Raw genomic sequence first — 23,898 nt, 5'->3', positions numbered from 1 at the left:
GTGGTTTTGTTACATGTTAATAGGAACCCTTGAAGAGGTCTGCATCGTCAGACGCCTTGTCAGCCTTCTGATCATCCGGTGGCGGCTTACTTTCACAACGACCCGTTCACCCGCTGGTCGTTCGAAAAGCCGCGCGGCTATTCCGGGGATGCAAGCCTGATCGACTTCATCTACGGCCACGCGGATATCGCAGCCGACGTCGAGCGCGCCTCGCCGCTCGGGCGCACACTCTACGAATACACGCGCAACGCGCCGTCCGCTGTAGCGGTCCGGGAACGTCGCGATCTGCTGACCCGCACCGTAGATGAAACCGCTGCCAAAGTGGGTCCGGAGACGGAAGTGCTCGCGGTTGCCGCAGGACATCTCCGCGAGGCCGAGACATCCCGCGCTCTACGTGAGGGCGGGATCAAGCGATGGGTGGCACTCGACCAGGACCCTCTGAGCGTCGGCCGCACCATGCGCGACTTTAGCGGCACGCCCATCGACGCGATGGACGGCTCGGTCCGCGGACTTCTGAAGAATGCCTACAGTCTCGGGCAGTTCGACCTGATCTATGCGGCCGGCCTCTACGACTACCTGGCCGACAAGGTCGCGGTGAAGCTGACGCAGACGTGCCTTTCGATGCTGAAACCCGGCGGGATGTTCCTGTTCGCCAACTTCTCCACGGAGGTTCCCGACGACGGCTACATGGAGACGATGATGAACTGGACGCTTCTCCTGCGGTCGCAGTCGGAGATGTGGTCCATCATCGAGGCGAGCCTCGAAGGGCAGCAGGCGGAGAAGAGCGTCTTCTTCGGCGCAAACCGCAACATCATCTACGGCACCATCCGTAAGCCGCAGTAAGCGGCTCGGCGTGCGTCTCGTTCGGCCGCTTGCGCGGCCGAATCTGTGGCCGGTAACGAAACGAAAAACTGACGCGCCGTGAAACTCTTTTTAGTCCGCCGTCGTCTTCCTCCACTTGGCCCGGAGGAAAAATGCATATCACGAGAGCGCAGTGGCTCAACTTGGCGTCGGAGCGGCACTCCATCAGGCATATCTACAGCCTGTGCCTTCTCGTCCACGGTGGCGACATCTTCAGCTACAAGGAGCGCCGCTTAGCCGGTCGTCTCATTCAAAAGCTGGACGGCATCGTGCATCTGGCGATGACGGCAAGCTCGGATGCGAAGACCATTGCAGACACTTTCTCGTTGCTGGAAACCCAGGTCGCCAAGCGACTGGAGCGCTTCCAGCCGCCGAGGCGATGACAGGGCGACTCACATGTGCTGTCCGATGTCCTTACGTAAGCGGAGGCCTGTCGTATCGAACAGCCGGATCGCGTCCTGCGACCATGACAGCACGATGCGGTCGCCGGGCTTGACCGCATCGGGTGAGCGGTACTCAACGGTTACCGTCTGGCGATCGGCGAGCTGGCAGTAGAGATACTGCGTCCCACCGAGATATTCCGAAAAGTCGATGGTTGCCGTGAGCGAGTGACCCTCGACGATCTGATGACCGACCGTCAGATGCTCGGGCCGGATGCCGAAGGTGACGTCCTCTTCGCGATCCCCCGATACCGTCGGAAACGGCGCAATGAGCAACGCATCGGCCAACTCAAGACTTTCCGGCCCCACGCGCTTCGCTTTCAAAAGGTTCATCCGCGGCGACCCAATAAAGCCGGCGACGAAGCTGTTGGCCGGGTTCTCGTAAATCTCACGTGGGCTGCCGACCTGTTCGATCCGCCCTTCCCGCAAGACCACGATCATGTCCGCCAGGGTCATCGCTTCCGTCTGGTCGTGCGTCACGTAGATCATCGTGTTGCCGAGTTCGCGGTGGAGCCGGGCGATCTCGATGCGCATGGAGACACGAAGCTCCGCGTCGAGGTTCGACAGTGGCTCGTCGAACAGGAAGACGTCCGGCTTGCGCACGATGGCCCGGCCAATGGCAACGCGCTGGCGCTGGCCGCCGGAAAGCTGCCCCGGACGCCGGTCGAGAAGATGGTCGGTCTTGAGGATGGCGGATGCCGCCGCGACACGCCGGTCGATCTCCGCCTTCGGGGTATTCGCCATCTTCAGGCCGAAGGCAAGGTTGTCGCGAACGCTCATATGAGGATAAAGCGCATAGGACTGGAAGACCATCGCAATGCCGCGATCCGACGGATCGAGATCCGTGACATCGCGTCCCTTGATGGCGATCAGCCCGTCAGACACCTCCTCGAGCCCCGCAATCATGCGCAGCAATGTGGATTTTCCGCAGCCTGATGGGCCGACGAAGACGGTGAAGGCACCCTCCGGGATCGACAGGTCGATCCCATGGATGATGTCGAGACTGCCGAAGGACTTTCGGACCCCCGACAGGCGAACGCCCCCGGTTGCAGCGCCGTCTTCGCCGTCAGGCCCGGCTATCGCTCCGTCCGGCCAGACGGGTAAGCGGGCATCTTGAGCCAGGCTCATTTCATCCCTCCCTTGCCGTCGCGCATCCAGACCAGCATTTCGCCCGGCTCCCGGTTGTCCCAGAGATGATAGGGAACGAAACGTGCAGTCACCTTCGTGGCCTGCGGCGGCGCCTCGCGATAGAGCGTTTCGCCCCAGTCGGCCTCGTCCCGCTCGGCCGAGATTTCGAGCGAGATCGCATCGTTCAGGCCGGGCATGGGACGTTCGGTCGCGGATTCCGGCTCGCCGGTGATCGTCAGCCTCTGCAAACCGGTGCCGTTATCCGTCTCTTCCGTGCAATAGACCAGCGGACCGCGCACAAGCGCGACGCGGCCGGCATCCTGGCGGATCAGCGGATTGGCCCGCAGAAGCCGCGGCGCGAGCGGCAGGTCGAGCGCAATCTCGTCCTTGTCGGACCATTCCCGCTCTATCCGCGCATAGCCATCGACCATCACTTCGTCGAGATCGGCCGGCACGCCGTTGACCGAGAGCATCGCCCCCTTGCACCATGCGGGAATGCGCAGCGACAGCGTGAAGCGGGCAGGCTTGGCAAGACCGACATCGAAGCGGATGGCGCCATTCCAGGGGTAGCGCGTTTCCTGGGACAGCGAGACCTCTTCGCCTCCCATCTCGAACCGCGCCTTGCCTTCTCCGTAGAGATGAACTGCAATCTCGTCGTCCGAGACGGCATACATATAGGAGCCGATGGAGGCGAGCAGCCTTGCGATGTTCGGCGGGCAGCACGGGCATGGATGCCAGGTCCAGCGATGGTGCTTGCCGGCGCTTTCCAGCGGGTTGTCGTAGAAGAAGCGTGTTCCGTCGAGCGAGAGACCCACCATCGCGCCGTTGTAGAGCGCCTGCTCCATGATATCGGCATAACGGCGATCGGGGCCGCGGCCGAGCATGCGCGCGGCCCAGAAGACGATGCCGACCGAGGCGCAGGTCTCGTTGTAGGCGCTCTCATTCGGCATGTCGTAGGGATCGGTAAAGCCCTCGTTCGCCGCGGACGGGCCAATGCCGCCGGTGACGTACATCTGCCGGGTGACGAGATCGCTCCAGAGCGTTTCGAGCGCGCCCGTCAGGCTGTCGTCACTATATTCCGTCGCGATGTCGGCCATGCCGGAATAGAGGTACATGGCACGCACGGCGTGGCCAACGACGCGGGTCTGCTCGCGCACCGGCTGGTGGGACTGGTTGTATTCAAAGCTGTGGAAGACGAATTTCTTGGCCTCGCGACCGTCGCGTTTCGCTTCATCGATGAAGAAATGCGGCTCGGTGCCGCGTTCGTCGATGAAGTATTTAGACAGGTCGAGATACTTCTGCTCGCCGGTCACGCGGGCAAGCTTGACCAGCGCCAGCTCGATTTCCTCGTGTCCGTCATAGCCGGGGATCTGGCCTTCGCTATGACCGAAGACGGTGATCATATAGTCCGCGAAGCGCGCCATAACGTCGAGAAGCTTGCGCTTACCCGTCGCCTGGTAGTAGGCGACGGCCCCTTCGATCAGGTGGCCGGCGCAGTAGAGTTCGTGGAAATCCCGCAGGTTCGTCCACCGGCGACCGGGCTGAACGCGCTGGAACCAGGCGTTCAGATAGCTGTCCTCGTCCTGCAGCGTCTCATAGAGATCGGCGATCTGGTCGACGCGGGCCTCAAGCTCGGGGTTGGGCGAACGGAAGAGCGAATAGGCGACCGTCTCGATCGACTTACCCAGATCGCTGTCCCAGAACATCTGGGTGGAGCCGTCCCAGGGCTGGATCGGCAGCACGACGCCGGGGCTCGGGAGGCTGACGTCGATCGCGGTGAGCATGCCGGCTTCCACACAGCGGTCGAGCAGCGTCTTCGCCGTCGTTGCGCAGATCGCATCCTGCCGCTCGCCGAAGAGGCCGCCAAGCGTGACGCTCGGAACCGGCAGCGGCCGGAATTTGCGGTCTTTGCGGGAATGGGAGCGGGTCTGGTTTTCAGTGTGCACGTTGCTATCCATGGCTTTCACTTTCGGAATGAGGAGGCATCACTTGACGGCGCCGGCCATGAGGCCGCGCATGTAGTAGCGTTGGAGGAGAAGAAAAATGACGAGGCACGGGATCGTCATGACGACCACCCCGGCCTGGACCGCGCCCCAGTTGATCGCGCCGAGCCGGCCGGCCCGCACGGCCATCATGAGGACGGGCATGGTGTAGTTGTCGTTGCTTGAGAGAAGCACGAGCGCCGCGAGAAACTCGTTCCAGGCATTAAGGAAGGCGAAGATCGCAACGGTGGCGGCGCCTGGAAGGACGAGCGGCAGGAGCACGCGCACCAGCAACTTGAGGTCCCGCGCCCCATCGATCCGCGCAGCCTCTTCAATCTCCTTCGGCACGGCATCGAAGGCATTGCGCATCATGAACACGGAGAAGGGCAGCTGCAGCGTGACATAGACCAGCACCAGCCCGAAGAGCGAGTTGTTGAGCCCGAGCTTTGCCAGGATAATGAACAGCGGCGTCAGAATCGATTGAAACGGGATCATCAGCGTCGCGATAATCAGCACGAACAGCGTGTTCTTCAGCGGGAAGCGATAGCGTGAGAATCCGTAGCCCGCGAGCAGGCTGATGGCGACGGTGAGCACGACGGTGGCGAGCGACACGATCAGCGAGTTCAGCGTATGCTGCCAGACACCCGCACCGAACGTATCGAGCGAGCGATAGGAATCGAGGCTGAAACCCGTCGTTGGCCAAGGCGGCAGCGGCGGGGTCATGCCTTCCGCACCGCTGCGGAACGAGGCAAGGAAGGCGATGGCAAAGGGTGCAAGAAAGAAGAGGACGATGGCGACGCCGGCCGTATGGTAGGCGACCGCACCATTGCGCTTGCGGCGCGCACGGGCGAGCTTTGCGGCCTCGTTCGCCGGGTTCGGTCGAACCTCGATGGCGACGCCGGTCGCTGTCATGGTCGGGGAGAGCGCTGTTTGTGTCATGGTCATGCCTTGTCGTCTCCGACCTTCAGCAGCCAGAGCTGCACGATGCTGATGGCAACGAGGATGGCGAGCAGCACGATCGAGAGCGAGGCGCCGTAGCCGAGGTTGAAGGACACGAAGGACTGGTTGAAGATGTAGTAGACGACCGAGATCATCCGGTTTTGGGGTCCGCCGGCCGTCATGATGTAGAACTGGTCGAAGGCGAGGATTGAACCGGTGACGGAGATGATGAGGGCCAGCGCGATCGTGCGGCGCATCAAAGGAAGTGTCAGGTAGCGAAACCGTTGCCAGCGCTTCGCCCCGTCGATGCGTGCCGCCTCGACGATATCGGCCGGAATAGCCTGCAGGCCGGTGAGCAGGATGATCATGGTGAAGCCCGCAATTTTCCAGACGACCATGACGATGATGGTCAGAAACGCGCTGTCGAAACTGGCAAGCAGGTTGGGGATGCGCTCGACAATACCAAGCGCTTTGAGGAGTGGCCCGATGAAGCCACTGTCCACATTGGCCAGCCACACCCACAGGAGCGATGCAGTGGCCAACCCGACGACGACGGGCAGGAAGATGACCGTGCGATAGGCGCCCACGAAACGCCGCTGCTTTTCCACAAAGAGCGCCAGCGGAAAGGCAACGGCGAAGATCGCGATGGTGGCAACGACCGTGTAAAGCGCCGTGAACCGCAGGGCCGACAGAAACCGCGTGTCATTGATCATACGGATATAGTTGTTGATCCCGATCCAGCGCTGAGCGCCCATCAGTGGCCAGGCATGCAGGCTCATCCAAGCCGTCATTATCACCGGAATGACGAAGAACAGGAGGACGAGCGCCATGGCGGGTGCGATGTACAGTAGACCACGCCAGGCCGACGACCTCGGTTTCGGGCGTCCCGCAGCGGGCGACAGGTTGGAAACGACGGTCATGAGCAGATCTCACACTTCACAGTCCGACCGACGACCCGAACAATTCCGGGCGCGGTCGCTGAAGGAACCGGGCGGAGGGGATACGTTCCCTCCTCCGCCCGTGGGCGACCAGCGGGAGGATCACTGGCCGCTGTCGATGATCGACTGCATCTCGGACTGTGCCGAAGAGAACGCGCCATCGACGTCGTCGCCGAAGATCGAGGCGTTGATGAAGGTTGCCCAAGGACCGTTGGCGCTGTTGATCAGATCGTTGAACTGCAGGGTATAGGGCGTCTTTGCGACCGCGATCGCCTTCATGCCCACGCCCATGCGCGGATCGAGACCCTTCAACACCTCATCGGCGATATCGCCACGGGTCGGCAGGCTGCCGTACTTCGCCATGATCTTCTGGCCTTCTTCCGAATAGATGAACTGGATGAAGGACTTGACCGGCTCTAGCTTGGTCGTGCCCTTGGTCACCACCACATTGTCGCCGCCGGCAAAGGACGAGGGTTGCCCGTTGACGCCGGGGATCAGCGTGACGCCGAAATCGATCGTCGGATGCTCGGTGACGAGTGTGCCGATGGCGAAGGCGCCAAGGCTCTGCTGGCCGATCTTGCCATTGGTAAAGGACAGAAAATTCGTGCCGTTGTCACTGGCCGCACCCGATGGCACGAGGTCCTTCCTGACCATATTGCGGTAGATATCGACCGCCTTGCGCATTTCCGGTGTATCCAGCGTCGCAGTCTTGCCGTCTGCCGACAATATATCGGCACCCGCACCCCAGACGAGCGGCGTGAAGGTGAAGATCATGCAGCCGCCACAGCCGCCGCCCGAAAAGTAGAAGCCGTAGGTGTCGTCGCCGAGCGCGCGGATCTTCTCGGCGTTCGCGGTGATCTCGTCCCAGTTGGCGGGTGCCTTTTCGGGGTCGAGGCCGGCTTTGCGGTAGAGGCCCTTGTTCCAGGCGAAGACGGAGGTCTCGACGGACAATGGCAGGCCGTAGAGCTTGTCCTCATAGGTGCCGAGACGAACATGCGACGGCGACAGGGCATTGAAGTAGGGCAGGCTTTTTGCCCAGTCGGTTAGGTCTTCGAGCTGGCCAGCAGCGGCGAAGGCCGGGGTATAGATCAGGTCCATCGACAGCGCGTCCGGCGCCTGACCGCCGGCAATCGAGGTCGCGTATTTCTGCACGAGTTCCGAGAAAGGAACTTCGGTCAGCTCGACCTTGTCCTCATGGCCCGCATTGTAGGCGGCGACGACATTCTTGAAGGCGTCGCCAACGCCGGTGCGCACCCACATATTGATGGTTTCGGCCGAGGCGAGGCCTGGGCTCAGAGACAGAGCGAGCAGGCTTGTCGCAGCGAGAAGCTTTTTCATCATGGTCATTCCTCCCTTGTGGCGCTCCTCAGCGCCGTTTCTCAGTCTCGGGGCTCCCGACCCCACATGATTGCCGAACCACCAACCGGCACGGCAACGTTCTCACGCCCGGCTCCACGGGCTGGCCTTCCGCCAGCGCGAGGATGGTCAGGCCCGCCTGACGCCCGAGTTCTTTCAGGTCCATGTCCACCGATGTCAGTGGCGGACGCATCTGGGCTGCGACAATCTCCCAATTGTCGAAACCGACGATCGCAACATCCTCAGGCACACGAATGCCGCGTTCTCGTAGAGCGTCCACCGCGCCCCGAGCGATCTGGTCGTTGCCGCAGAAGAGACCATCGGGCTTCTCGCCGGGGGAAGCCCAGATCCTGTCGACGGCATCCCGTCCCCAGGTCTCCGACCATTCGCCGAAGAGAACGCTTGCCCCCTTCCCGATCACTGCGCGAAAGGCGCCGCTCCGCTCGCGGACCGAAAAGAAGTCCTCCGGGCCGGTCACATGCACGATCCGTTGCCGCCCGCTCGCCTTCAGCCATTCCACGGCGAGCGTCGCGCCATGCGCATCGTCCGAGCGGAAAGACACACTGTCCGGTCCGCCCTCGGTAAAGGCGTAGACCACGGGCACCGGCACATCCGACAGGTCGATCGGCAAGCGACGATCGACGCGTTTTCCCGTAGCGATGATACCGTCCACCTGCTTGTCGAGCATCGCATCCACATGCACCTGACCGAGCGCCGGATCGTCCTCGATGGCGCAAAGGAAAACCGAGACGCCGCGATCGACCAGGGCTTCGGAAACGCCCGCCATGACCGGCAGAGTGAAGCGACCGTAGGTGTCGTTCGTCAGGAGGCCTATGGTGAAGCTGCGCTTCGACAACAATCCCTGCGCCAGCGCGTTCGGCCGAAAGCCGATCTCGCGTGCGACGCGCTTGACCCGCTGGCGCGTCTCCTCGCCCATGCGACCCGTGTCGTTCAGCGCCTTCGACGCCGTGGAAATGCTGACCCCTGCCATGGCCGCAAGATCCCGGATCGTCTGCCGTCCTCCCTTGCCGCGCATGGCGTCCCGCAACCTCCCTGCCGCTGTTAGTGCAGAGAAAAGCTTTTCTCACGCGCTTAGTCAAATGAGAAAACGTTTTCTCAGTGAAAAACTTGCGGAGGGGGTTTTTCAGGCGACGGGGATCATTTTGAGCAGGTGCTCAAGGTCGTCGATCAGGACCGGCTTCGTCAAGTGATGGGTAAAGCCCGCCTCGAGCGCCTTCACCTTGTCCTTGTCCTGCCCCCACCCCGTCTGGGCGATGATGGTCGTCGCCTTGAACCGGTCCTGGTTGCGGAAGGCGCGGCAGACTTCGTAGCCGTCCATGCCCGGCAGGCCGATATCGAGAAGGATGACATCCGGCCGGAAGCGCGTAGCGACGTCGAGCGCTTCGCGCCCGTCATGGATCGCCTCGCACTGATGGCCGATCTCTTCCAGCATCAAGCCGAGCGCATCCGCCACGATGACATTGTCATCCACGATCAGCACCTTCAGAGAACGCGGCGTCTGTGTCGCCCCATGCTGGGGCTCGTCCGTCGTCGGCTCGATGAAGATAGCGGGCGCGGCGACGACGTCAGGCGCTTGCCCAAGCGGAAGGCGAACAGTGAAAACGCTCCCCTTGCCGGTGCCGGCGCTCGTAACCTCGACGGTGCCGCCATGGAGAACGACGAGTTGGCGGACGAGGGCAAGCCCGATACCCAGGCCGCCCTGCGCGCGCTCCAGATGACCATCGACCTGCGCGAACAGCTGGAATACGTCGGACTGCAGCGTTTCGGGAATGCCGATGCCGTTGTCGGAGACGTCGATAACGGCGCTGCCGCCCAGCGCGCGGACCGCAATCCCGATCTGCCCGCCGGCCGGCGTATATTTCGCGGCATTGTTGAGAAGGTTGGCGACGACCTGCGCCATGCGGGTCGGGTCTGCATCCAGCCAGAGGGGTTCGCCGGGCAGATCCACGGTCAGCCGGTGTCCGGAAGCGTCGATGAGCGGAAGGCTCGCCTCAATGGCGGACCGGATGATCGTCTCGACCGCGATGCGCTCCTTGCGCAGTCCGATCTTGCCCTGGCTGACGCGGGAAACGTCAAGCAAATCATCGATCAGCCGCACCAGATGCACCATCTGCCGATCCATCATCTCGCGAATGCCCTCGGCGGCCTCCCCTGTCGGGTTCCGGCGCAGCACATCGAGCCCATGGCGCAGAGGTGCCAGCGGATTGCGCAACTCGTGCGCCAGCGTCGCCAGAAATTCATCCTTGCGGCGATCCGCTTCGCGCAGGGCCTGCGCCTGCGCCTCCAGTTCGTCGCGCTGCTCGGAGATTTGCTGGCGCTGCCGGTAAAGTTCGAAGAAGACGTCGGCCTTGCTCCGGAGAATGTCGGTTTCGATCGGTTTCTGAATGAAATCGACGGCTCCAGCCTCGTAGCCGCGGAATCGGCGCTTTCCATCCGTGCTGCCGGCCGTGACGAAAATGATGGGCACGCGGCGGGTGCGTTCGTTGCCGCGCATCAGCTCGGCAAGCTCAAAGCCATCGAGGCCGGGCATCTGCACGTCGATCAGCGCCAGAGCCACGTCATGCTGCAGCAGGAGTTCCAGTGCCTGGTCGCCGGAGCGCGCCTTGAGAAGCGTCAGGCCGTCGCGGCGCAGAAGGGCTTCCAGCGAGAGGAGGTTTTCCTCCAGGTCATCGACCAGCAGAAAGGTAACGGGGGTCATGCGCATACGACCTTCTGAAGGTACGCCGCGATTGCGTCAAGCGGCAACACTCGAGCGTCGGGACACCGTGCGATTGCACCTTCGGGCATTGCTGCGGCAAAAGCCGTCGCCGGATCCTGAACGACGGCATGGCCGCCGGCATCCGAAATGGCACGAAGGCCCCGGGCGCCGTCGTGATTGGCGCCGGTGAGCACGATGCCGATCAGCGCTCCCCCGAACGCATCAGCAGCACTCTCGAAAAGGACATCGATGGAAGGTCGGGAGTACATCACAGGTTCGTCGCTGGAGAGTGAAAGCGTTCTATTCCCTTCGACGAGCAGATGATAGTTGGGCGGCGCGAAATAGGCCGTTCCGCCGGACAGCGGCTCCTTGTCCTCCACCTCCATCACTCTGATCCGGCATTTCGCCTGAAACAGCTCGGCGAGCACGCTGCGTTTGTCGCCGGGAATATGGACGACGAGCATGATCGGCACTGGGAAATCGGCCGGCAAAGCCGGCAGGATGAGCGTGAGGGCCTCCAAAGCACCGGCAGAGGCACCGATGACGACAGCTTGGGGGCGAACGTCGCTCATTCGCCGATCCTCTGGTAGATCTTTTCCTCGCGCACGAAGTCGCGAAACGCGCCAGCATGATCGGAAAAACGGATGCTTTCCTTCGCGCCGAGGCCGAGGAACCCGTTTCGTGGCAGCGAGTCCTTGAAGAGGCCCAGCGCGCGATCCTGTAGGGTGCGATCGAAATAGATCAGCACGTTGCGACAGGAAACCAGGTTCATCTCGCCAAAGACGGCATCCGTGACGAGGCTGTGATCGGAGAACACAACGTTGCGCCGCAGTGTCCGGTCGAAGGATACCCGGCCATAGGCTGCCTGATAGTAATCCGAGAGCGACGACTTGCCGCCTGACTTACGATGGTTTTCGGTGAAAAGCTGCATGCGGTCGAGCGGATAGACGCCGGCCTCCGCGATCTGCAACGCGTCCTGGCTGATGTCGGTCGCGTAGAACAGCGTCCGGTCTTCGAGCCCCTCCTCGCGAAAGAGGACGACGAGGGAATAGAGTTCCTCGCCATGGCTGCAGCCAGCCACCCAGACTTTCAGCGAAGGGTAGGTCCGCAGATGCGGTATGACCTGTTCGCGGATCGCACGGAAATAGTCGGGATCGCGAAACATCTCACTGACCTGAACGGTCAGGTAGCCAAGCAGTTGCGGCAGCATGTCCCGGTCGTGCAGAAGGCGTTCCTGAAGCCCCGAAATGGTGGAGATATGAAGCTGCTCCAGCGCCTGGCGCAGGCGTCGTTTGATGGATGCCATGGCGTAGCCGCGAAAATCATAATGGTATCGGGAGTAAAGAGCTTCCAACAGCAGCCGGATCTCGATATCCTCGACCTTTTCCAACGCGCAAAGATCACTCATCGCGGCATCCAGACGCGAACAAGCGACAGCAGTTTCTCAACGTCGAGCGGTTTTGCCATGTAGTCGTTCGCCCCGGCCTCGATGCAGCGCTGCTGGTCGTCGGGCATGGCTTTGGCCGTGAGGGTGATGATCGGCAGCTTCTTCCATTGGGTGTTCTTCCGGATCTCCCGCGTCGCCGTCAGGCCGTCCATGACCGGCATCATCACGTCCATCAGCACGAGATCGATGCCGGTACCCGGCTGGCCTGTCGATTTTGCCAGCGCATCCAGCGCTTCCTGTCCGTTGCGCGCGATCTCGATCACGGCGCCGCGCGGCTCAAGAATATTGGTCAACGCATAGACGTTGCGCACATCGTCCTCGACGACGAGGATGCGGCGGCCTTCCAGAAGCGCGTCACGGCTGCGGGCCTTGCGGATCATCTTCTGCTGCTCGGCAGGCAGGTCGGACACGACCTGGTGCAGAAACAGACTGACCTCGTCCAAGAGCCGCTCCGGCGATTTCGCGCCCTTGATGATGATCGACTTGGAATAGCGGCGCAGTTGCAGTTCGTCATCGGCCGACAGCACACGGCCGGTATAAACGATGACCGGCGGGAAGGCGCTTTCGCTGTCCTGGCTCAGCGTCTCCAGCAGCGAATAGCCGGAGGCATCGGGCAGCGAGAGATCGAGAACGATGCAGTCGAAAGTCTGCTCCTGCAGGAGCTTCAGGCATTCGGCCGCGGTTCCCGCGGTCACTGTCTCCACGTCGTGGGAGGTGAGGAGGCGCGCCACCGCCTCGCGCTGGACGTCGTTGTCCTCGACGATCAGCACGCGGTGCACCCGCTGCGAAAGTTTCGCCTCGAGCTTCTGCAGCACCTCGACCAGCTGCTCGCGTTTCACCGGCTTCAGCATGTAGCCGACGGCACCAAGCGAGAGCGCCGTTTCCGTATGGTCGTCGCCCGAAACCATGTGGATGGGAATATGCCGCGTCTGCACGTCGCGCTTCAGCCGGTCGAGGACCGAGAGCCCTGACTGGTCAGGAAGGCCGACATCGAGCACGATGGCGCTCGGCATGAATTGGCGGGCGAGCTCCAGAGCCTCCTGCGCCGTGCCGGCAACCAGCGTGCGGAAGCCCATCTCGCGCGAGAGGTCCCGCAGGATCGCCGCGAACGTCACGTCGTCCTCGATGATCAGCAGCACGCGCTTGTTGTCGAACGGTGCGGCGCGGTCGTCTTCCACGAGACGTGCCCTGGAAACGGCAGGTGTCTCGCGTTGCTCGATCATGGCAGTGCCGACCGGGGGGCGCACAGGTGCAGGTGCGGCAGGCGCCGCCGCAGCGCTCTCGCGCGGCTGCCGCGCGGCGACCCGCGTCGCGTCGTAGGTTTCCGGGACGGTGATCGTAAACGTGCTGCCCTGACCCGGCTGGCTCTCCAGATGGATCGCCCCGCCCAGCAGACGAACGAGCTCGCGGGAGATCGACAGGCCGAGGCCCGTTCCGCCATAACGACGGCTGATCGTGCCGTCGGCCTGATGGAAGGCCTCGAAGATGTTGCGCTGCTGGTCCTCGGGGATGCCGATGCCGCTGTCGGTGACGGCGAGCGCGACCTGCCCCTCCCCGCCGCCATGCCTTATCCCAGCACGACGGATGGACACGGATACCTTGCCGGCGGAGGTGAACTTGAACGCGTTGGACAGGAGATTCTTCAAAACCTGTTCAAGCCGCTGCAAATCGGTCTCGATCACCGGCGGGCATTCCGGCGCGATCTCCACCGCGAAATCAAGTTGCTTGTTCTTCGCCACGGGATCGAACACCTGCCGCAGATTGTTGGCAAGCCGCTCGACAGAAACCGCCTCCGGGCGAATATCGATGTGCCCTGCCTCGATCTTCGAGAGATCGAGGATGTCGTTGATCAGGGTGAGAAGGTCGTTGCCGGAGGATTCGATCGTCTGGGCGTACTTCACCTGTTCGCCGGTCAGGTTGTCCTCGGAATTGTCGGCGAGCAGCTTTGCGAGAATCAGCAGCGAGTTGAGCGGCGTGCGCAACTCGTGCGACATGTTAGCGAGGAAGTCGGATTTGTAGCGGCTGGCCTGCTCCAGCTCACGCGCCTTCAGTTGCACCGCCCCGTTGACGCGCTCCAGATCGTCGCGCTGCGTTTCCAGCTGGCGCGTCTGCTCTTCCAGCTGCGAATTGGTCTGTTCGAGTTCCACCTGCTGCTGCTCGAGCTTCGCCTGGGATTCCTTCAGCGCCCGGCCCTGCTCCTCCAGCTCTTCGTTGGAAACCCGCAGCTCTTCGCTCTGGACTTGCAGTTCCTCGGATTGGCGCTGGGTTTCGGCCAGAAGGTTCTGAAGGTCGGTGCGGTAGTTTGCCGACCGGACGGCGGTCGCGATCGATGCGGCCGCCTGCTCCAGCAGAGCGAGAACGCTCTCGTCGATCGGGCGGAGGAATCCCAGCTCGATCACCGCATTGACCTCCCCATCGATGATGGCAGGGGAAATGACCAGGTGCCGAGGCTTATCGCCCCCGAGCGCCGAGCCGAAGGACAGGTAGCCATCGGGAACATCCGCGACCAACACCGCCTTCTCGCCGGCCGCCGCCTGCCCGAGCAGGCCTTCCCGCAGCTTGAACTGACGCGGAATGTCCGCGCCATCGGGAACGCCATAGGTCGAGGACCGTTGGAAAATGCCCCTGTCACCGACGAAAATCGCGCCCGCTAGGGCTCCGGCATAGTCCGCCAGAAAGGTGAGAATACTGTCGCCCAGCTGCTCCGTGCGCTGGTCGCCCATGACCGCGGTGCTGAGGCCCACCTGCCCTGCCTGCAGCCAGTCCTCTCGGCGGCGCGCAAGGGTGGCGCGGCGGATGAGGACGCCGATGGCAACCGTCAGGAGAAGCCCCAGAATGCCGGAAAAGATGCTGCTAACGAGGGCGGTGCCATAGGCGTCGTCCATCTCGCTCAGCCACTGCTGCCGCTGGCGCGTTTCTTCCTGTCCCATCTCGAAAAGCTGTGATCGAATGGCGTCCATCGCCGCCTTGCCGCGATCCGAGTTGACGACGGCAAGCGCTGCCGGAAGGCCTTGGCTCCGGCGCAGCTCGATAGTTTCTCTCAACTCGGCGAACTTGGCATCGACGCTGAGACGGATCGCCTCGATACGGCGCTCTTGTGCGGGATTGTTCTGCACCAGCCGGGCAATATCGTTGAGGTGCCGGGGAACGGCAAGGACGGCGACATTGTAAGGATCGAGATAGCGGGCATTGTCCGTCAGCAGGAAGCCACGCTGCCCGGTTTCCGCATCCTGCGCACTCGACAGAAGCTTGCCAAGCGCCACGATGACCTCGTGGGTATGGACGATCTTGTCGTTGTTGTCGCGCAAGGTATGCAGGTTGAGATAGGCGACGGCGCCGCTGATCAGGAAGAAGACCAGCGCTCCGGCAAGGCTGAAGGCGACGACAGGATCAAGACCGAGCTTGAGGCTCGATGTTCTGGGCTGATTGATATCTGTCATCGGAATCTCGGCGAGGTAGGAGCGGCGACGGTACGGAAGCAGATGGCGACGGAGCTGTCGCGCAACGCGCTGTATCATTGCAGACGATCACTGCACAACGCGTTCCGTCGTCAACGCGGGCGGATATGGATCGAAACCGCGGGAAGACAAGGACGCCGGCTCATGACGACACCGTGAGATGCGCGATCAATGGCCCGAGTGTGAAAGAAAGACCGGAGGCTGGTACGTAAGCCGGATTCTCGATAGCGTAGAGACCGACGTGTTTTTCTCGCGTCATGGAGACGACCAAACCATCCGCATCACGGTCCGCACGGTCCTTGGTGAGAACGACCCGCTGTTTCTGGAGGACGACCACCAGAAATTCCCGGTCTTTGGGGTTTCCCACGTCGTGGAGAGGCGGCGTGAACGGGTTGGTGTAGGTGGCGCCCTTCACCCAGACGGTGGAGGCGAGCGGAACGAGTTCGCCATCGATGCGGGCATACCGACCGTCCACCTCGCCGCTGATCTCTTTTACGATCACGTTTTTCTCCTCGTGCTTGCGAACAAGCATCGGCCTTTCCAGTCCTGCGACACCCTCAGGACCGGAACGAATCGAGAGGCCGTCTGTTATCACCGCAGCCACGTCCGTTAACGGCGTCTTTCGCAGTGTTCCAATGGTCGTTTGCGCGAGAGACCGGCACAACGGGCTCGACAGGCGCCAAACGTCAAGAGGATCGCATCATGGAAGACAAGACCACGACACCGTCCAAGAAGATCGCCGAGGAATATCTGGCGCTCGGCGGCCGCCGCAAGGCGAAGGTGGACGACAACATCGTCAGCACGCGAGCCTGGGAAGACGATGCGCCAGAGGCGGATGCCTTCTGGAAGGAAAAGGTCGAGCCCATGAGTGACGAGGAGCGCCGCGAGGTGGAACTCCATCTTCCCTCCATGTCGGATACCTGAGGCAAAATCCTTCGATAACGTCTTCCTGCCGACATCAGGGTGACGCCGATTGATGGAACAGAGAACGTCGCCAAGCATTCTCTTTTCAGACCATAAGCGCGGCGCTGACATGGACTTCACCGGCGAATGACCGGCTAGCGATTGTCTCAGCGCCGCGCATGGTTTTTTTTCTGACGTCTATGTAGCGTGTCGCCGCGCATCAATGCGAAGACACTATAGTCGATCGCCTCTCAGGATCTCCTCAGCTTCGTCGCGCGTCATGTCGTAGACTCTGCGACCGGTCTCGAAAGCGAACCCGCCGCGGGCGAAAGCGGAAAGCTCCTTCATCTTGCGCTTATCGTCCGGTGCCACCTTGCGAAAGGGACCGAAGGCCCGCTTGCGGGCAAGGATTATCGCAGCCTTGAGGTCGTCCACGTCTGCGACGGCCGCGGTTGCCGTCTCGCGATCAATGCCCTTGACGACGAGCCGCTGCGAGATTGCACGTCGGGAGCGTCCACTCTGCTGGCCCGAGCGCGTCGCAACATCCGCATAGGCAACGTCATCAAGCGCGTTGTTGTCGTAACCGAAGGCGACTGCGAAGGCAGAGAGGGCCGTGACTTGCTCTTCGCTGATACCCTCAAATTTTTCGCGCGCCTTGCGGGCGATGGCGTCGGATAATTGCTTTTCGGTATGCATCTGCTTACCCAGCCGATAGGCCGCTGAGTTGCGGGTCCAGGATAGCATACGAGGCGTAGGGATGGGAGAGAGCCCGGCCTCCTCGTTTTTATCGCGTCCTTCCTTGTCGGAGTCATGCACTGACGTCTTCCTCGATTCAAAAGCGGACGTGAACGGCACGTTCCGCCCATCTATTTTCTTTGCGAGCCAGCGTGAAAAATCCCTGACAGGATCCTGTCCATAAACCGCAGAGCGCTCACTTATGTCAAAGACCGTTGACGACATCGTGGTCCGGAATCCGCCCTTCTTTGCTTGAAACCGCCCATGATACGACCACACCAGCCTAACACGCGGACCGTCAAGAACGCGTTTTCCCACGGGCTTCCCTGTGCTATGGACCGGCACTAAGCCTTCGACAACGCATTGGGATGCCCCGGAGCGTTGTCGAAGGCATATCTTGAAACGTGACCCGGAAGAGATGGACGCATGGCAAAAGTTCCGGAAATGACGAAGCACCGCGGCTTTCCGGCCGGACTGTCTGGAACGCAGTGGCAGTTCACGCTTCGCAGGGCAAATTCGAAAGTGACCGTTCTTGGGCAATGGCGCCGGCATCCTACCCTCGACAAGTCGGTCGGGCTTGCCGACACCGCCTTCGTGCATTCGCTCTGGCACTATTTTGGCACAGAACCCTTCGAGCGCGGAAACCTGGATGGCGAACGCCTGTCCCGCCTGTTCGGACGAGAGCTCCTGCCGGCCGAACGCGATTTCGATCCGGCATCCTATCAGGCGCTGCTGAAGCTTAACGAGCCTCTTGCACGGAAGAACTTTCCCGACGCCTTCGTCGATGTTCTCGACGTGTAAGCCCGGTCGGGTATCCCAGACATGCAAAAGCCCGGCACGATGTCCGGGCTCTTACGATAAAAGGTTCGACGTGATCAGTCGCGGTGCTCAGGCATGTCCTTAAGCTGATCCTTGGTCCAGGTCGTCACGGCATGGATGTCACCGTCTTCGTCGCGCATGAACTCGAGGTCGCTCAAGGGGACTGCAACCGGCTTCGCGCCGATACCCAGGAAGCCGCCGACATCGATGATCGCCTTGCCGCCGACACCCGTGCCGTGCATGTGGTCGAGCTTGCCGACCTTGTGGTCATCGGCACCATAAATTGTCGCGCCTTCAAGGACAGCCGGGGTCAACTCGGTGGGCGAAAGGCGAACGTGACTGCTGTGATCCATTGGATGGTCCTCCTTGATTGCTGTCCAATTGTAACCCCTCGCTTGCAATGTTTGTTCCCGGGCGGAAGCTCATTCTACAGCGGGTTTGAAACCGATGACAAAGGCTGTGACCTTGTCCGATGACATTTCGCAGGGCTTCAGGACGGCACCGCCTGACGCAGTCCGGTAGAGGTTGAAGCTGACGATGTCATTGCCCCTGAGGTCCCGTGCAAACAGCCAGACGCGTCGATGATCGGTGGATCGGCGAACGATCGCGCCCCATGGCCGGCCTTCGAACGCGCCTTCGATGTAGCCGCTCGGCAGCCGCGCGAAAGCCTGTTCGAACGCCATCTGTTCATCGGCCGCCTTGCCCCCACTCATCGCCTGCGCACCGTGTCGCTACCCTCGCGAACCCGGGCGGCGCGGCGCGCGGGCCTCAGCTCCTCGATCGTCGGCATCCACCAGTCGCCCGGCGGGTCCGGGATCGCTTTTGCCGGCCACGTCGACAGCAGCTCATCGAGGGACGGCGCGCGCCAGAGGCCCCAGACATGGTTTCCCGTCGCGCCCGGGTAAAAATCGGAGACAGCAGCGTAATCGACCAGTTCGCCGGGGATCTCGGTGAAGACCACGATGCCGTAGGAGATCGCCACCGGCATGCCGGGCGGCGGCAGATCGTCAGGCAGCAAGGGATAGCGGTGCTTGCGGCGCTCGGTGGAGCGGGCCTTGGATTTCAGATCGTCTTCGGTGCCCTTTCGCTCTTCCGCGCGCCGCGCCCGCTCGGCCGGCTCGTTCCGACGCGCTGCCGCCTCGATGGCGGGCCAGTGGCTGCGCAGATCTTCGAATGAGCGGAAGGGAACATGCCAGAGGCGCAAATCCCCATCCCAACGTGCAAACCGGATTTCCCGCAGCTCCTCGACCACCGTTTTCGAGTAGGGCGTGCGGATCTGGAAGCCGGCCCGCCCGAGCTCGAGATAGGGGCTGACGATCGGTTCGAAGGCGAAGGCGTCGCGTCCGCGGGCATCGGCGTGCGCATCCGCTTCGGCCTCCTGTTCCGCCAGCCACCGCCCGATCCGGCGAGGTGCCGTCTTTCCCGGAACCCACCACGCCTTGATGTCGTCGCGCCAGCGAGCGCGGGGAAAGCGATGCCGGAACTGGTCGACCGTCATCCGGTCATAGGAAAATGAGACGATGCCGCCGGGCGCCGCTTCATCGTCCGGTTCAGGACGAGAACCCGGATCGCTCTCCAGCGGCTTTTCGGACTTCGACTCCATCCCCGCTCCTATCGCCTCAGCTCGACGCACGCACGTCGTAACGGACGTGGATGGCGCCGTGTGCGAGGACGTCGCAGGATTTCAGAGACAGCTCGATCTTGCCCGCGAGACCCTCCTCTCCGAATGCGATGACCCGGTCGCTGTCGGCGCGGCCTTCCAGCGCCGGTGCGATGACGAGGCTGATCTCATCGACGAGCCCCGCCGCCAGCATCGACCCGTTCACGTTCGCCCCGCCTTCCAGAAGGATGCGGGTGATGCCGAGTTCCTGCCCAAGGAGTGTCAGCATGGCATGGAGGTCGAGCGCCTTCTTGTCCGACACGACATAGGAAACGCCGTCGCCGGCCAGTTCCGCCAGATGGCTGTCGGGTACATCGGGACCGAGCAACACGACGATATGATCGCCGAAAAGCTCGTCGCCTGCGAAATGCAGCTTGCCACCCGGGTCGAGTGCGATGGCGAAGGTCGACGCGCCCGGCCGGGCGAAGTGGTGCGGGCGCGCGACGTCCACAGGTCCCGTCGGCGGATGGGCCTTGGCCTTCGACATCTCCGCCATCGTCACCCGCCCGACCATCCAGGCATTGCCGGCATGTTCCGTGTGGATCTTTTCGTAAAGCGTCGTCCAGTCGGACCGCTTACCATCCGGGCTCTTTGTCCAGCGGCTCGGATGAAGGCTGCCGTCCGGCGAGGTGATCATCAGGCAAATGACGTGGGGTTTCATGGCGCGGCGGTCCTTTCTGTCAGGTCTTCTCGCCTTAGATAGGGCTGGCGCGACCGCGCACCATGGTCCGGGCTTGACGTTCCCAGACATCATGGCGGTTCGACGAGCGTCTCTCCCTTTGCCAAATCACGCTCCAGCCAGTATGCCGAGAGGGAAACGGCAGACGGATACCGGACGTGAAGACGATCGCCATCGATTTCGAAACAGCCAACGAACAACGCGGCAGCGCCTGTTCGGTCGGGCTTGCGTGGATCGAGGATGGACGGGTCGTGCGGGTTGAGGAACGTCTCATCCGTCCGCGTGACATGCGCTTCTCCTCCTTCAACGTTGCCATCCATGGCATCCGGCCGGAGCATGTGGAGGATGCGGCGGAGTTTCCGGAGGTCATGGACGAGTTTGCCGACGACTTTAGGGGCGCGACGATGATCGCGCACAACGCATCCTTCGACTTCAGCGTCTGGCGCGCCTGCCTTGATGTCTACCGGCAGAGCTATCCCGATCTTTCCTATCTCTGTTCGGTGAAGATGGCGCAGCGGGTGTGGCCGCATCTCGGCTCCCACCGCCTGAACATCCTGGCCGGCCACCTCGGCCTCACCTTCCGGCACCACAATGCCGGGGAAGACGCGGCGATATGCGCAGAAGCGTCGATCGCCATGGCCATTGCACTGCACGTTGCCCATGTCAGGGATGTGCCACTGAGGATCGGCATGCAGGCCGGCCGGCTGTTTGCCGGAGGTTACGATGCCTGCCGGTGCCGAAAGGCCTAAATTTCAGGCCTTCTGTGAACAGCGGGACGATCACATTTCAAGACTGCGAACGGGGTGCCCCGGAAAGGACGATGGGATGGAGACGGTGAACGAACTGATCGTCGAGTTGGTAACGGCGTCAAACGATGTGGAGACGTTGGACCACCGGGATGTCGCGCGGTTGATCGACGCAGCCCTACGCCAGATCCGGGACCTTCGCGCGCAGCAGAACGTCGTCGCTGAGGGGGATGTGCCCGGGCTGGAACGCGTGTCCTCCGGTGCGGAGCATCTGACTGAGGACGACCGGCAGCGTGCGCTTCGCCACGCGGCAGACATGCTGCGAAACCTTCAACCGACCATCGATCCCGAACCGGCCCTGCCAGCCCACCAACCGGATGGCGGCGATGGGGGCAACTACTGACGCGTCAGCGTCTATCGACGATGCATCTCACCCGCGCCAGGGGTCGATCACGACGACGCCGGTGCCTTCGAAATCGCGGATGTTGCGTGTGACGACGGAGAGGCCATGGACGAGACCCGTGGCAGCGATCAGGGCGTCTGCCTCGTTGCGCCGGTCGGGAATGTGAAGATGGGCGCAGCGGGTCGCGATCGCATCGTCGATGGCGAGGATCCTTCCAGAGAACCCCGGCCGCACGTGATGATCAAGCCAGGTGCGCAACCGCGCGCCCTGTGCCGGATCGCGGCGCTGGACGCCCCGCACACCGCGTTCGAGCTCCAGAATGGTGATGGCGGACAGGCAGAGATCGTCGGCGTCCTGCCCTCGAACCCAGTCCGCCACATTTTCGTCCGCCTTGCCGTCACCGAGTTTCCGCAGTTCCGAAATGACGTTGGTATCGAGGAGATATTTCAAGACAGATCCACGTCGCGACCCGCGATGTTTGCGCGTGGCGTGTTGAAATCGATTTCCGACAAGCCAGGCATGGAGAGGGCATCGACGAGGCTGCGGCGCGTCCCGGTCAGGCGTTCATAGGATTCGTAGGTCATCAGCACATGCGACGGGCGCCCCCGGTCGGTGATAACGACCGGCCCCTTCAGCGCCGCCTTTTTAGCGCTGCTCACATCGTGATTGAGTTCACGACTCGAAAGTCGGGTATGCTTCATGGGAACCTCCATGTAGAAACGTAAGTACATATAAGGCATATCTGCGCGAATCGCAATCCTCGACCTCTCCGCTTCAATGCTTTAGCGGTGTCACCGCTCGGGCCATCCGCAAGGCTGGCCTGACGAGCATGGCCTATCGGAGGATGTCGAATGTCGACAAGGATCGAGGATTACGCGCTCATCGGCGACTGCGAGACCGCTGCACTGGTGGGAAGAAACGGCTCGATCGACTGGCTCTGCCTGCCCCGCTTCGATTCGCCGGCCTGCCTTGCGGCCCTTCTCGGCGACGAGACGAACGGCCGGTGGAAGATCGCGCCGGCAGACGGCGCCTTCCGGACGCGGCGCGCCTACCGCGAGGATACGCTGATCCTCGAGACGACGTTCGAGACGGCAACGGGCAAGGCCGTCATCCACGATTTCATGCCGCTCCGGGACGGGTCGAGCAACATCATCCGCATCGTCGAGGGCATAGAGGGCACCGTTGCCTTCGATTTCGAATTCATGGCGCGTTTCGATTACGGGCAGACCGTGCCATGGATGTCGTTCGAAGAGGAGGGCGTGGTCACGGCGGTCGCGGGACCGGATATGCTCATCCTGCATTCGGCCGCGCCCCTGACCGGCAACGACAGGCGGGTGACGGGCGCATTCACCGTTGAAAAGGGCGATCGGCTGACCTTCGCACTGACCTTCTGTTCCTCCTACCTGCCGCGGCCGAAGCCGGTGGATGCGGAGGCCGCTTTGGAGGCAACAGAGAGCTTCTGGCGCGAGTTCACCGGGCGGTGCCCTGATGTCGATGGGTGGACGGGGCCGGTCAAGCGATCGCTGATCACGCTGAAAGCGCTGACCTACATGCCGACAGGCGGTATCGTGGCCGCCGTCACCACGTCGCTGCCGGAGAAACTGGGCGGCACGCGCAACTGGGACTACCGCTATTGCTGGCTTCGCGATGCGACATTGACGCTTCTGGCCCTGATGAAGCTCGGCTACTACGAAGAAGCGAGCGCCTGGCGGAACTGGCTGCTGCGCGCGGTGGCGGGCGCGCCTGAGCAGATGCAGATCATGTATGGCGTGGCGGGCGAGCGCAATCTCCGGGAATGGGAAGCCTCATGGCTTGCGGGCTACGAGAACTCGCAGCCGGTGCGTATCGGCAATGCCGCCTCCGAACAGTTCCAGCTCGATGTCTATGGCGAGGTCGCGGACGCGCTGATGCAGGCCTCCAAGGGCGGCCTTGCGCGTCACCCCCGCGGCGCCGAGATCGGCGATGTCCTGATGCCGTTTCTCGAGCGCGTCTGGCGCGATCCGGACGAGGGCATCTGGGAGGTTCGCGGCGAGCGACAGCATTTCACCTATTCCAAGGTCATGGCCTGGGTCGCCTTCGACCGGGTGGCACTGATGGCGGAAGAGGCGGGAGAGCACGACGCTTCCCGCCGCTGGCGCAAGGTCGCCGACGAGATCCATGCAGAGGTCTGCGCCAGGGCCTTCGATCCCGCACTCAACAGTTTCGTCCAGGCCTATGGCTCGAAAGCGCTGGATGCGAGCGTGCTGCAGATCGGCATGGTCGGCTTCCTGTCGCCCGACGATCCGCGCTATGTCGGCACGGTGGAAGCCATCGAACGTCATCTGACCAGCGACGGCTTCGTCCTTCGCTACCGCACCGGCGAGACCGACGACGGATTACCGTCGGACGAAGGCGTGTTCCTTGCCTGCTCCTTCTGGCTCGCCGATGCGCTCAACCTCATTGGCAGGCGGGAGGATGCGCAGGCGCTGTTCAAACGCCTGCTGGCGCTCTCCAACGATGTCGGGCTTCTCTCCGAGGAGTACGACCCGAAGGACAGGCGCCTGCTCGGAAACTTCCCGCAGGCCTTCAGCCACATCGGCGTCATCAATACGGCGCTCAACCTGTCCCGGCGCAAGGGACCGGCCGACGAGCGGTCCGATGGCACCCCCGACGTCACGGTCGGGCTGGACGGCTGACCATAAAGAA

24 protein-coding genes and 1 pseudogene are annotated in these 23,898 nt (G+C 62.4%); 7 read left to right on the top strand and 18 right to left on the bottom strand.

The annotated features are described in order from the left end of the window. Nucleotides 1-69 precede the first annotated feature (69 nt). Nucleotides 70-843, top strand: a pseudogene (locus GA0004734_RS17925) (class I SAM-dependent methyltransferase); the annotation flags it as partial. Between the two features lie 131 nt (nucleotides 844-974). Then, nucleotides 975-1,244 carry a hypothetical protein gene (locus GA0004734_RS17920; protein ID WP_092936572.1) on the top strand — a complete coding sequence of 90 codons (270 nt, stop codon included), beginning with the start codon at nucleotides 975-977 and terminating at the stop codon, nucleotides 1,242-1,244. A gap of 9 nt (nucleotides 1,245-1,253) precedes the next feature. On the opposite strand, the gene GA0004734_RS17915 is transcribed toward GA0004734_RS17920, so the two are convergent. The 11 genes from GA0004734_RS17915 to GA0004734_RS17865 form a co-directional block, all read right to left on the bottom strand. Further along, a complete protein-coding gene (locus GA0004734_RS17915) occupies nucleotides 1,254-2,429 on the bottom strand; it encodes an ABC transporter ATP-binding protein (protein ID WP_092936570.1) in 1,176 nt (391 codons plus the stop codon). Then, a complete protein-coding gene (locus tag GA0004734_RS17910) occupies nucleotides 2,426-4,375 on the bottom strand; it encodes a glycoside hydrolase family 127 protein (RefSeq protein ID WP_245292537.1) in 1,950 nt (649 codons plus the stop codon). The genes GA0004734_RS17915 and GA0004734_RS17910 overlap by 4 nt, the downstream gene beginning before the upstream one ends. A 39-nt stretch (nucleotides 4,376-4,414) precedes the next feature. Further along, nucleotides 4,415-5,323 (bottom strand): carbohydrate ABC transporter permease, encoded by a 909-nt coding sequence (locus tag GA0004734_RS17905; protein ID WP_092938139.1) that lies wholly within the window; start codon nucleotides 5,321-5,323, stop codon nucleotides 4,415-4,417. Between the two features lie 29 nt (nucleotides 5,324-5,352). Further along, on the bottom strand, nucleotides 5,353-6,270 hold the full coding sequence (locus GA0004734_RS17900) for a carbohydrate ABC transporter permease (protein ID WP_092936566.1): 918 nt from the start codon (nucleotides 6,268-6,270) through the stop codon (nucleotides 5,353-5,355). Nucleotides 6,271-6,390: 120 nt separating this feature from the next. Next, entirely contained in the window at nucleotides 6,391-7,629 is a 1,239-nt protein-coding gene (locus GA0004734_RS17895; RefSeq protein WP_092938137.1) for an ABC transporter substrate-binding protein, read from the bottom strand. Nucleotides 7,630-7,654: 25 nt separating this feature from the next. Further along, the gene (locus tag GA0004734_RS17890; RefSeq protein WP_092936564.1) at nucleotides 7,655-8,680 is read right to left on the bottom strand and encodes a LacI family DNA-binding transcriptional regulator; all 1,026 of its coding nucleotides are present in this window, start codon (nucleotides 8,678-8,680) and stop codon (nucleotides 7,655-7,657) included. Between the two features lie 108 nt (nucleotides 8,681-8,788). Further along, nucleotides 8,789-10,363: a response regulator gene (locus tag GA0004734_RS17885; RefSeq protein ID WP_092938134.1), complete on the bottom strand. Its 1,575-nt coding sequence runs from the start codon at nucleotides 10,361-10,363 to the stop codon at nucleotides 8,789-8,791. Then, a complete protein-coding gene (locus GA0004734_RS17880) occupies nucleotides 10,360-10,935 on the bottom strand; it encodes a chemotaxis protein CheB (RefSeq protein ID WP_092936562.1) in 576 nt (191 codons plus the stop codon). The genes GA0004734_RS17885 and GA0004734_RS17880 overlap by 4 nt, the downstream gene beginning before the upstream one ends. Beyond that, on the bottom strand, nucleotides 10,932-11,771 hold the full coding sequence (locus tag GA0004734_RS17875; RefSeq protein ID WP_092936560.1) for a CheR family methyltransferase: 840 nt from the start codon (nucleotides 11,769-11,771) through the stop codon (nucleotides 10,932-10,934). Before GA0004734_RS17875 ends, GA0004734_RS17880 begins: the two co-directional genes overlap by 4 nt. Continuing rightward, nucleotides 11,768-15,250 (bottom strand): response regulator, encoded by a 3,483-nt coding sequence (locus tag GA0004734_RS17870; protein WP_092938136.1) that lies wholly within the window; start codon nucleotides 15,248-15,250, stop codon nucleotides 11,768-11,770. Before GA0004734_RS17870 ends, GA0004734_RS17875 begins: the two co-directional genes overlap by 4 nt. Before the next feature lie 160 nt (nucleotides 15,251-15,410). After that, the gene (locus GA0004734_RS17865) at nucleotides 15,411-15,770 is read right to left on the bottom strand and encodes a hypothetical protein (protein WP_139056300.1); all 360 of its coding nucleotides are present in this window, start codon (nucleotides 15,768-15,770) and stop codon (nucleotides 15,411-15,413) included. Nucleotides 15,771-15,970: 200 nt separating this feature from the next. On the opposite strand from GA0004734_RS17865, the gene GA0004734_RS17860 reads away from it, so the two are divergent. Next, nucleotides 15,971-16,192, top strand: a complete 222-nt coding sequence (locus tag GA0004734_RS17860; RefSeq protein WP_092936555.1) for a hypothetical protein — start codon at nucleotides 15,971-15,973, stop codon at nucleotides 16,190-16,192. 213 nt (nucleotides 16,193-16,405) lie between these two features. Here the strand turns inward: GA0004734_RS17860 and recX are convergent, their stop codons facing one another. After that, the gene (gene recX, locus GA0004734_RS17855; RefSeq protein ID WP_280949522.1) at nucleotides 16,406-16,987 is read right to left on the bottom strand and encodes a recombination regulator RecX; all 582 of its coding nucleotides are present in this window, start codon (nucleotides 16,985-16,987) and stop codon (nucleotides 16,406-16,408) included. Between the two features lie 345 nt (nucleotides 16,988-17,332). Between recX and GA0004734_RS17850 the strand changes: the two genes are divergently transcribed. Then, nucleotides 17,333-17,707: a hypothetical protein gene (locus tag GA0004734_RS17850; RefSeq protein WP_092936553.1), complete on the top strand. Its 375-nt coding sequence runs from the start codon at nucleotides 17,333-17,335 to the stop codon at nucleotides 17,705-17,707. A gap of 74 nt (nucleotides 17,708-17,781) precedes the next feature. Here GA0004734_RS17850 and GA0004734_RS17845 read toward each other — a convergent pair whose 3' ends face one another. From GA0004734_RS17845 to GA0004734_RS17830, 4 genes are all read right to left on the bottom strand, one after another. Beyond that, nucleotides 17,782-18,078, bottom strand: a complete 297-nt coding sequence (locus GA0004734_RS17845) for a PRC-barrel domain-containing protein (protein WP_092936551.1) — start codon at nucleotides 18,076-18,078, stop codon at nucleotides 17,782-17,784. A 69-nt stretch (nucleotides 18,079-18,147) separates the two neighbouring features. Beyond that, complete coding sequence (locus GA0004734_RS17840) at nucleotides 18,148-18,438, bottom strand: hypothetical protein (protein ID WP_092936549.1); 291 nt, start codon at nucleotides 18,436-18,438, stop codon at nucleotides 18,148-18,150. Continuing rightward, nucleotides 18,435-19,328, bottom strand: a complete 894-nt coding sequence (locus tag GA0004734_RS17835) for a hypothetical protein (RefSeq protein WP_092936547.1) — start codon at nucleotides 19,326-19,328, stop codon at nucleotides 18,435-18,437. The genes GA0004734_RS17840 and GA0004734_RS17835 overlap by 4 nt, the downstream gene beginning before the upstream one ends. 16 nt (nucleotides 19,329-19,344) lie before the next feature. Next, on the bottom strand, nucleotides 19,345-20,046 hold the full coding sequence (locus tag GA0004734_RS17830; RefSeq protein WP_092936545.1) for a RibD family protein: 702 nt from the start codon (nucleotides 20,044-20,046) through the stop codon (nucleotides 19,345-19,347). Nucleotides 20,047-20,222: 176 nt separating this feature from the next. On the opposite strand from GA0004734_RS17830, the gene GA0004734_RS17825 reads away from it, so the two are divergent. Further along, nucleotides 20,223-20,813: a 3'-5' exonuclease gene (locus GA0004734_RS17825; RefSeq protein WP_092936543.1), complete on the top strand. Its 591-nt coding sequence runs from the start codon at nucleotides 20,223-20,225 to the stop codon at nucleotides 20,811-20,813. 76 nt (nucleotides 20,814-20,889) lie between these two features. Further along, nucleotides 20,890-21,213 carry a hypothetical protein gene (locus tag GA0004734_RS17820; protein WP_092936541.1) on the top strand — a complete coding sequence of 108 codons (324 nt, stop codon included), beginning with the start codon at nucleotides 20,890-20,892 and terminating at the stop codon, nucleotides 21,211-21,213. A gap of 27 nt (nucleotides 21,214-21,240) precedes the next feature. On the opposite strand, the gene GA0004734_RS17815 is transcribed toward GA0004734_RS17820, so the two are convergent. Together GA0004734_RS17815 and GA0004734_RS17810 are read right to left on the bottom strand one after the other, a co-directional pair. Beyond that, on the bottom strand, nucleotides 21,241-21,663 hold the full coding sequence (locus tag GA0004734_RS17815; RefSeq protein ID WP_092936539.1) for a type II toxin-antitoxin system VapC family toxin: 423 nt from the start codon (nucleotides 21,661-21,663) through the stop codon (nucleotides 21,241-21,243). Next, complete coding sequence (locus GA0004734_RS17810; protein WP_092936537.1) at nucleotides 21,660-21,914, bottom strand: type II toxin-antitoxin system Phd/YefM family antitoxin; 255 nt, start codon at nucleotides 21,912-21,914, stop codon at nucleotides 21,660-21,662. Before GA0004734_RS17810 ends, GA0004734_RS17815 begins: the two co-directional genes overlap by 4 nt. Nucleotides 21,915-22,049: 135 nt before the next feature. Between GA0004734_RS17810 and GA0004734_RS17805 the strand changes: the two genes are divergently transcribed. After that, nucleotides 22,050-23,888: a glycoside hydrolase family 15 protein gene (locus GA0004734_RS17805; RefSeq protein ID WP_348626112.1), complete on the top strand. Its 1,839-nt coding sequence runs from the start codon at nucleotides 22,050-22,052 to the stop codon at nucleotides 23,886-23,888. Nucleotides 23,889-23,898 lie beyond the last annotated feature (10 nt).

The organism is Rhizobium sp. 9140 (genome assembly GCF_900067135.1).
Taxonomy (GTDB): domain Bacteria; phylum Pseudomonadota; class Alphaproteobacteria; order Rhizobiales; family Rhizobiaceae; genus Ferranicluibacter.
This window is presented reverse-complemented; position numbering and strand designations above follow the sequence as displayed.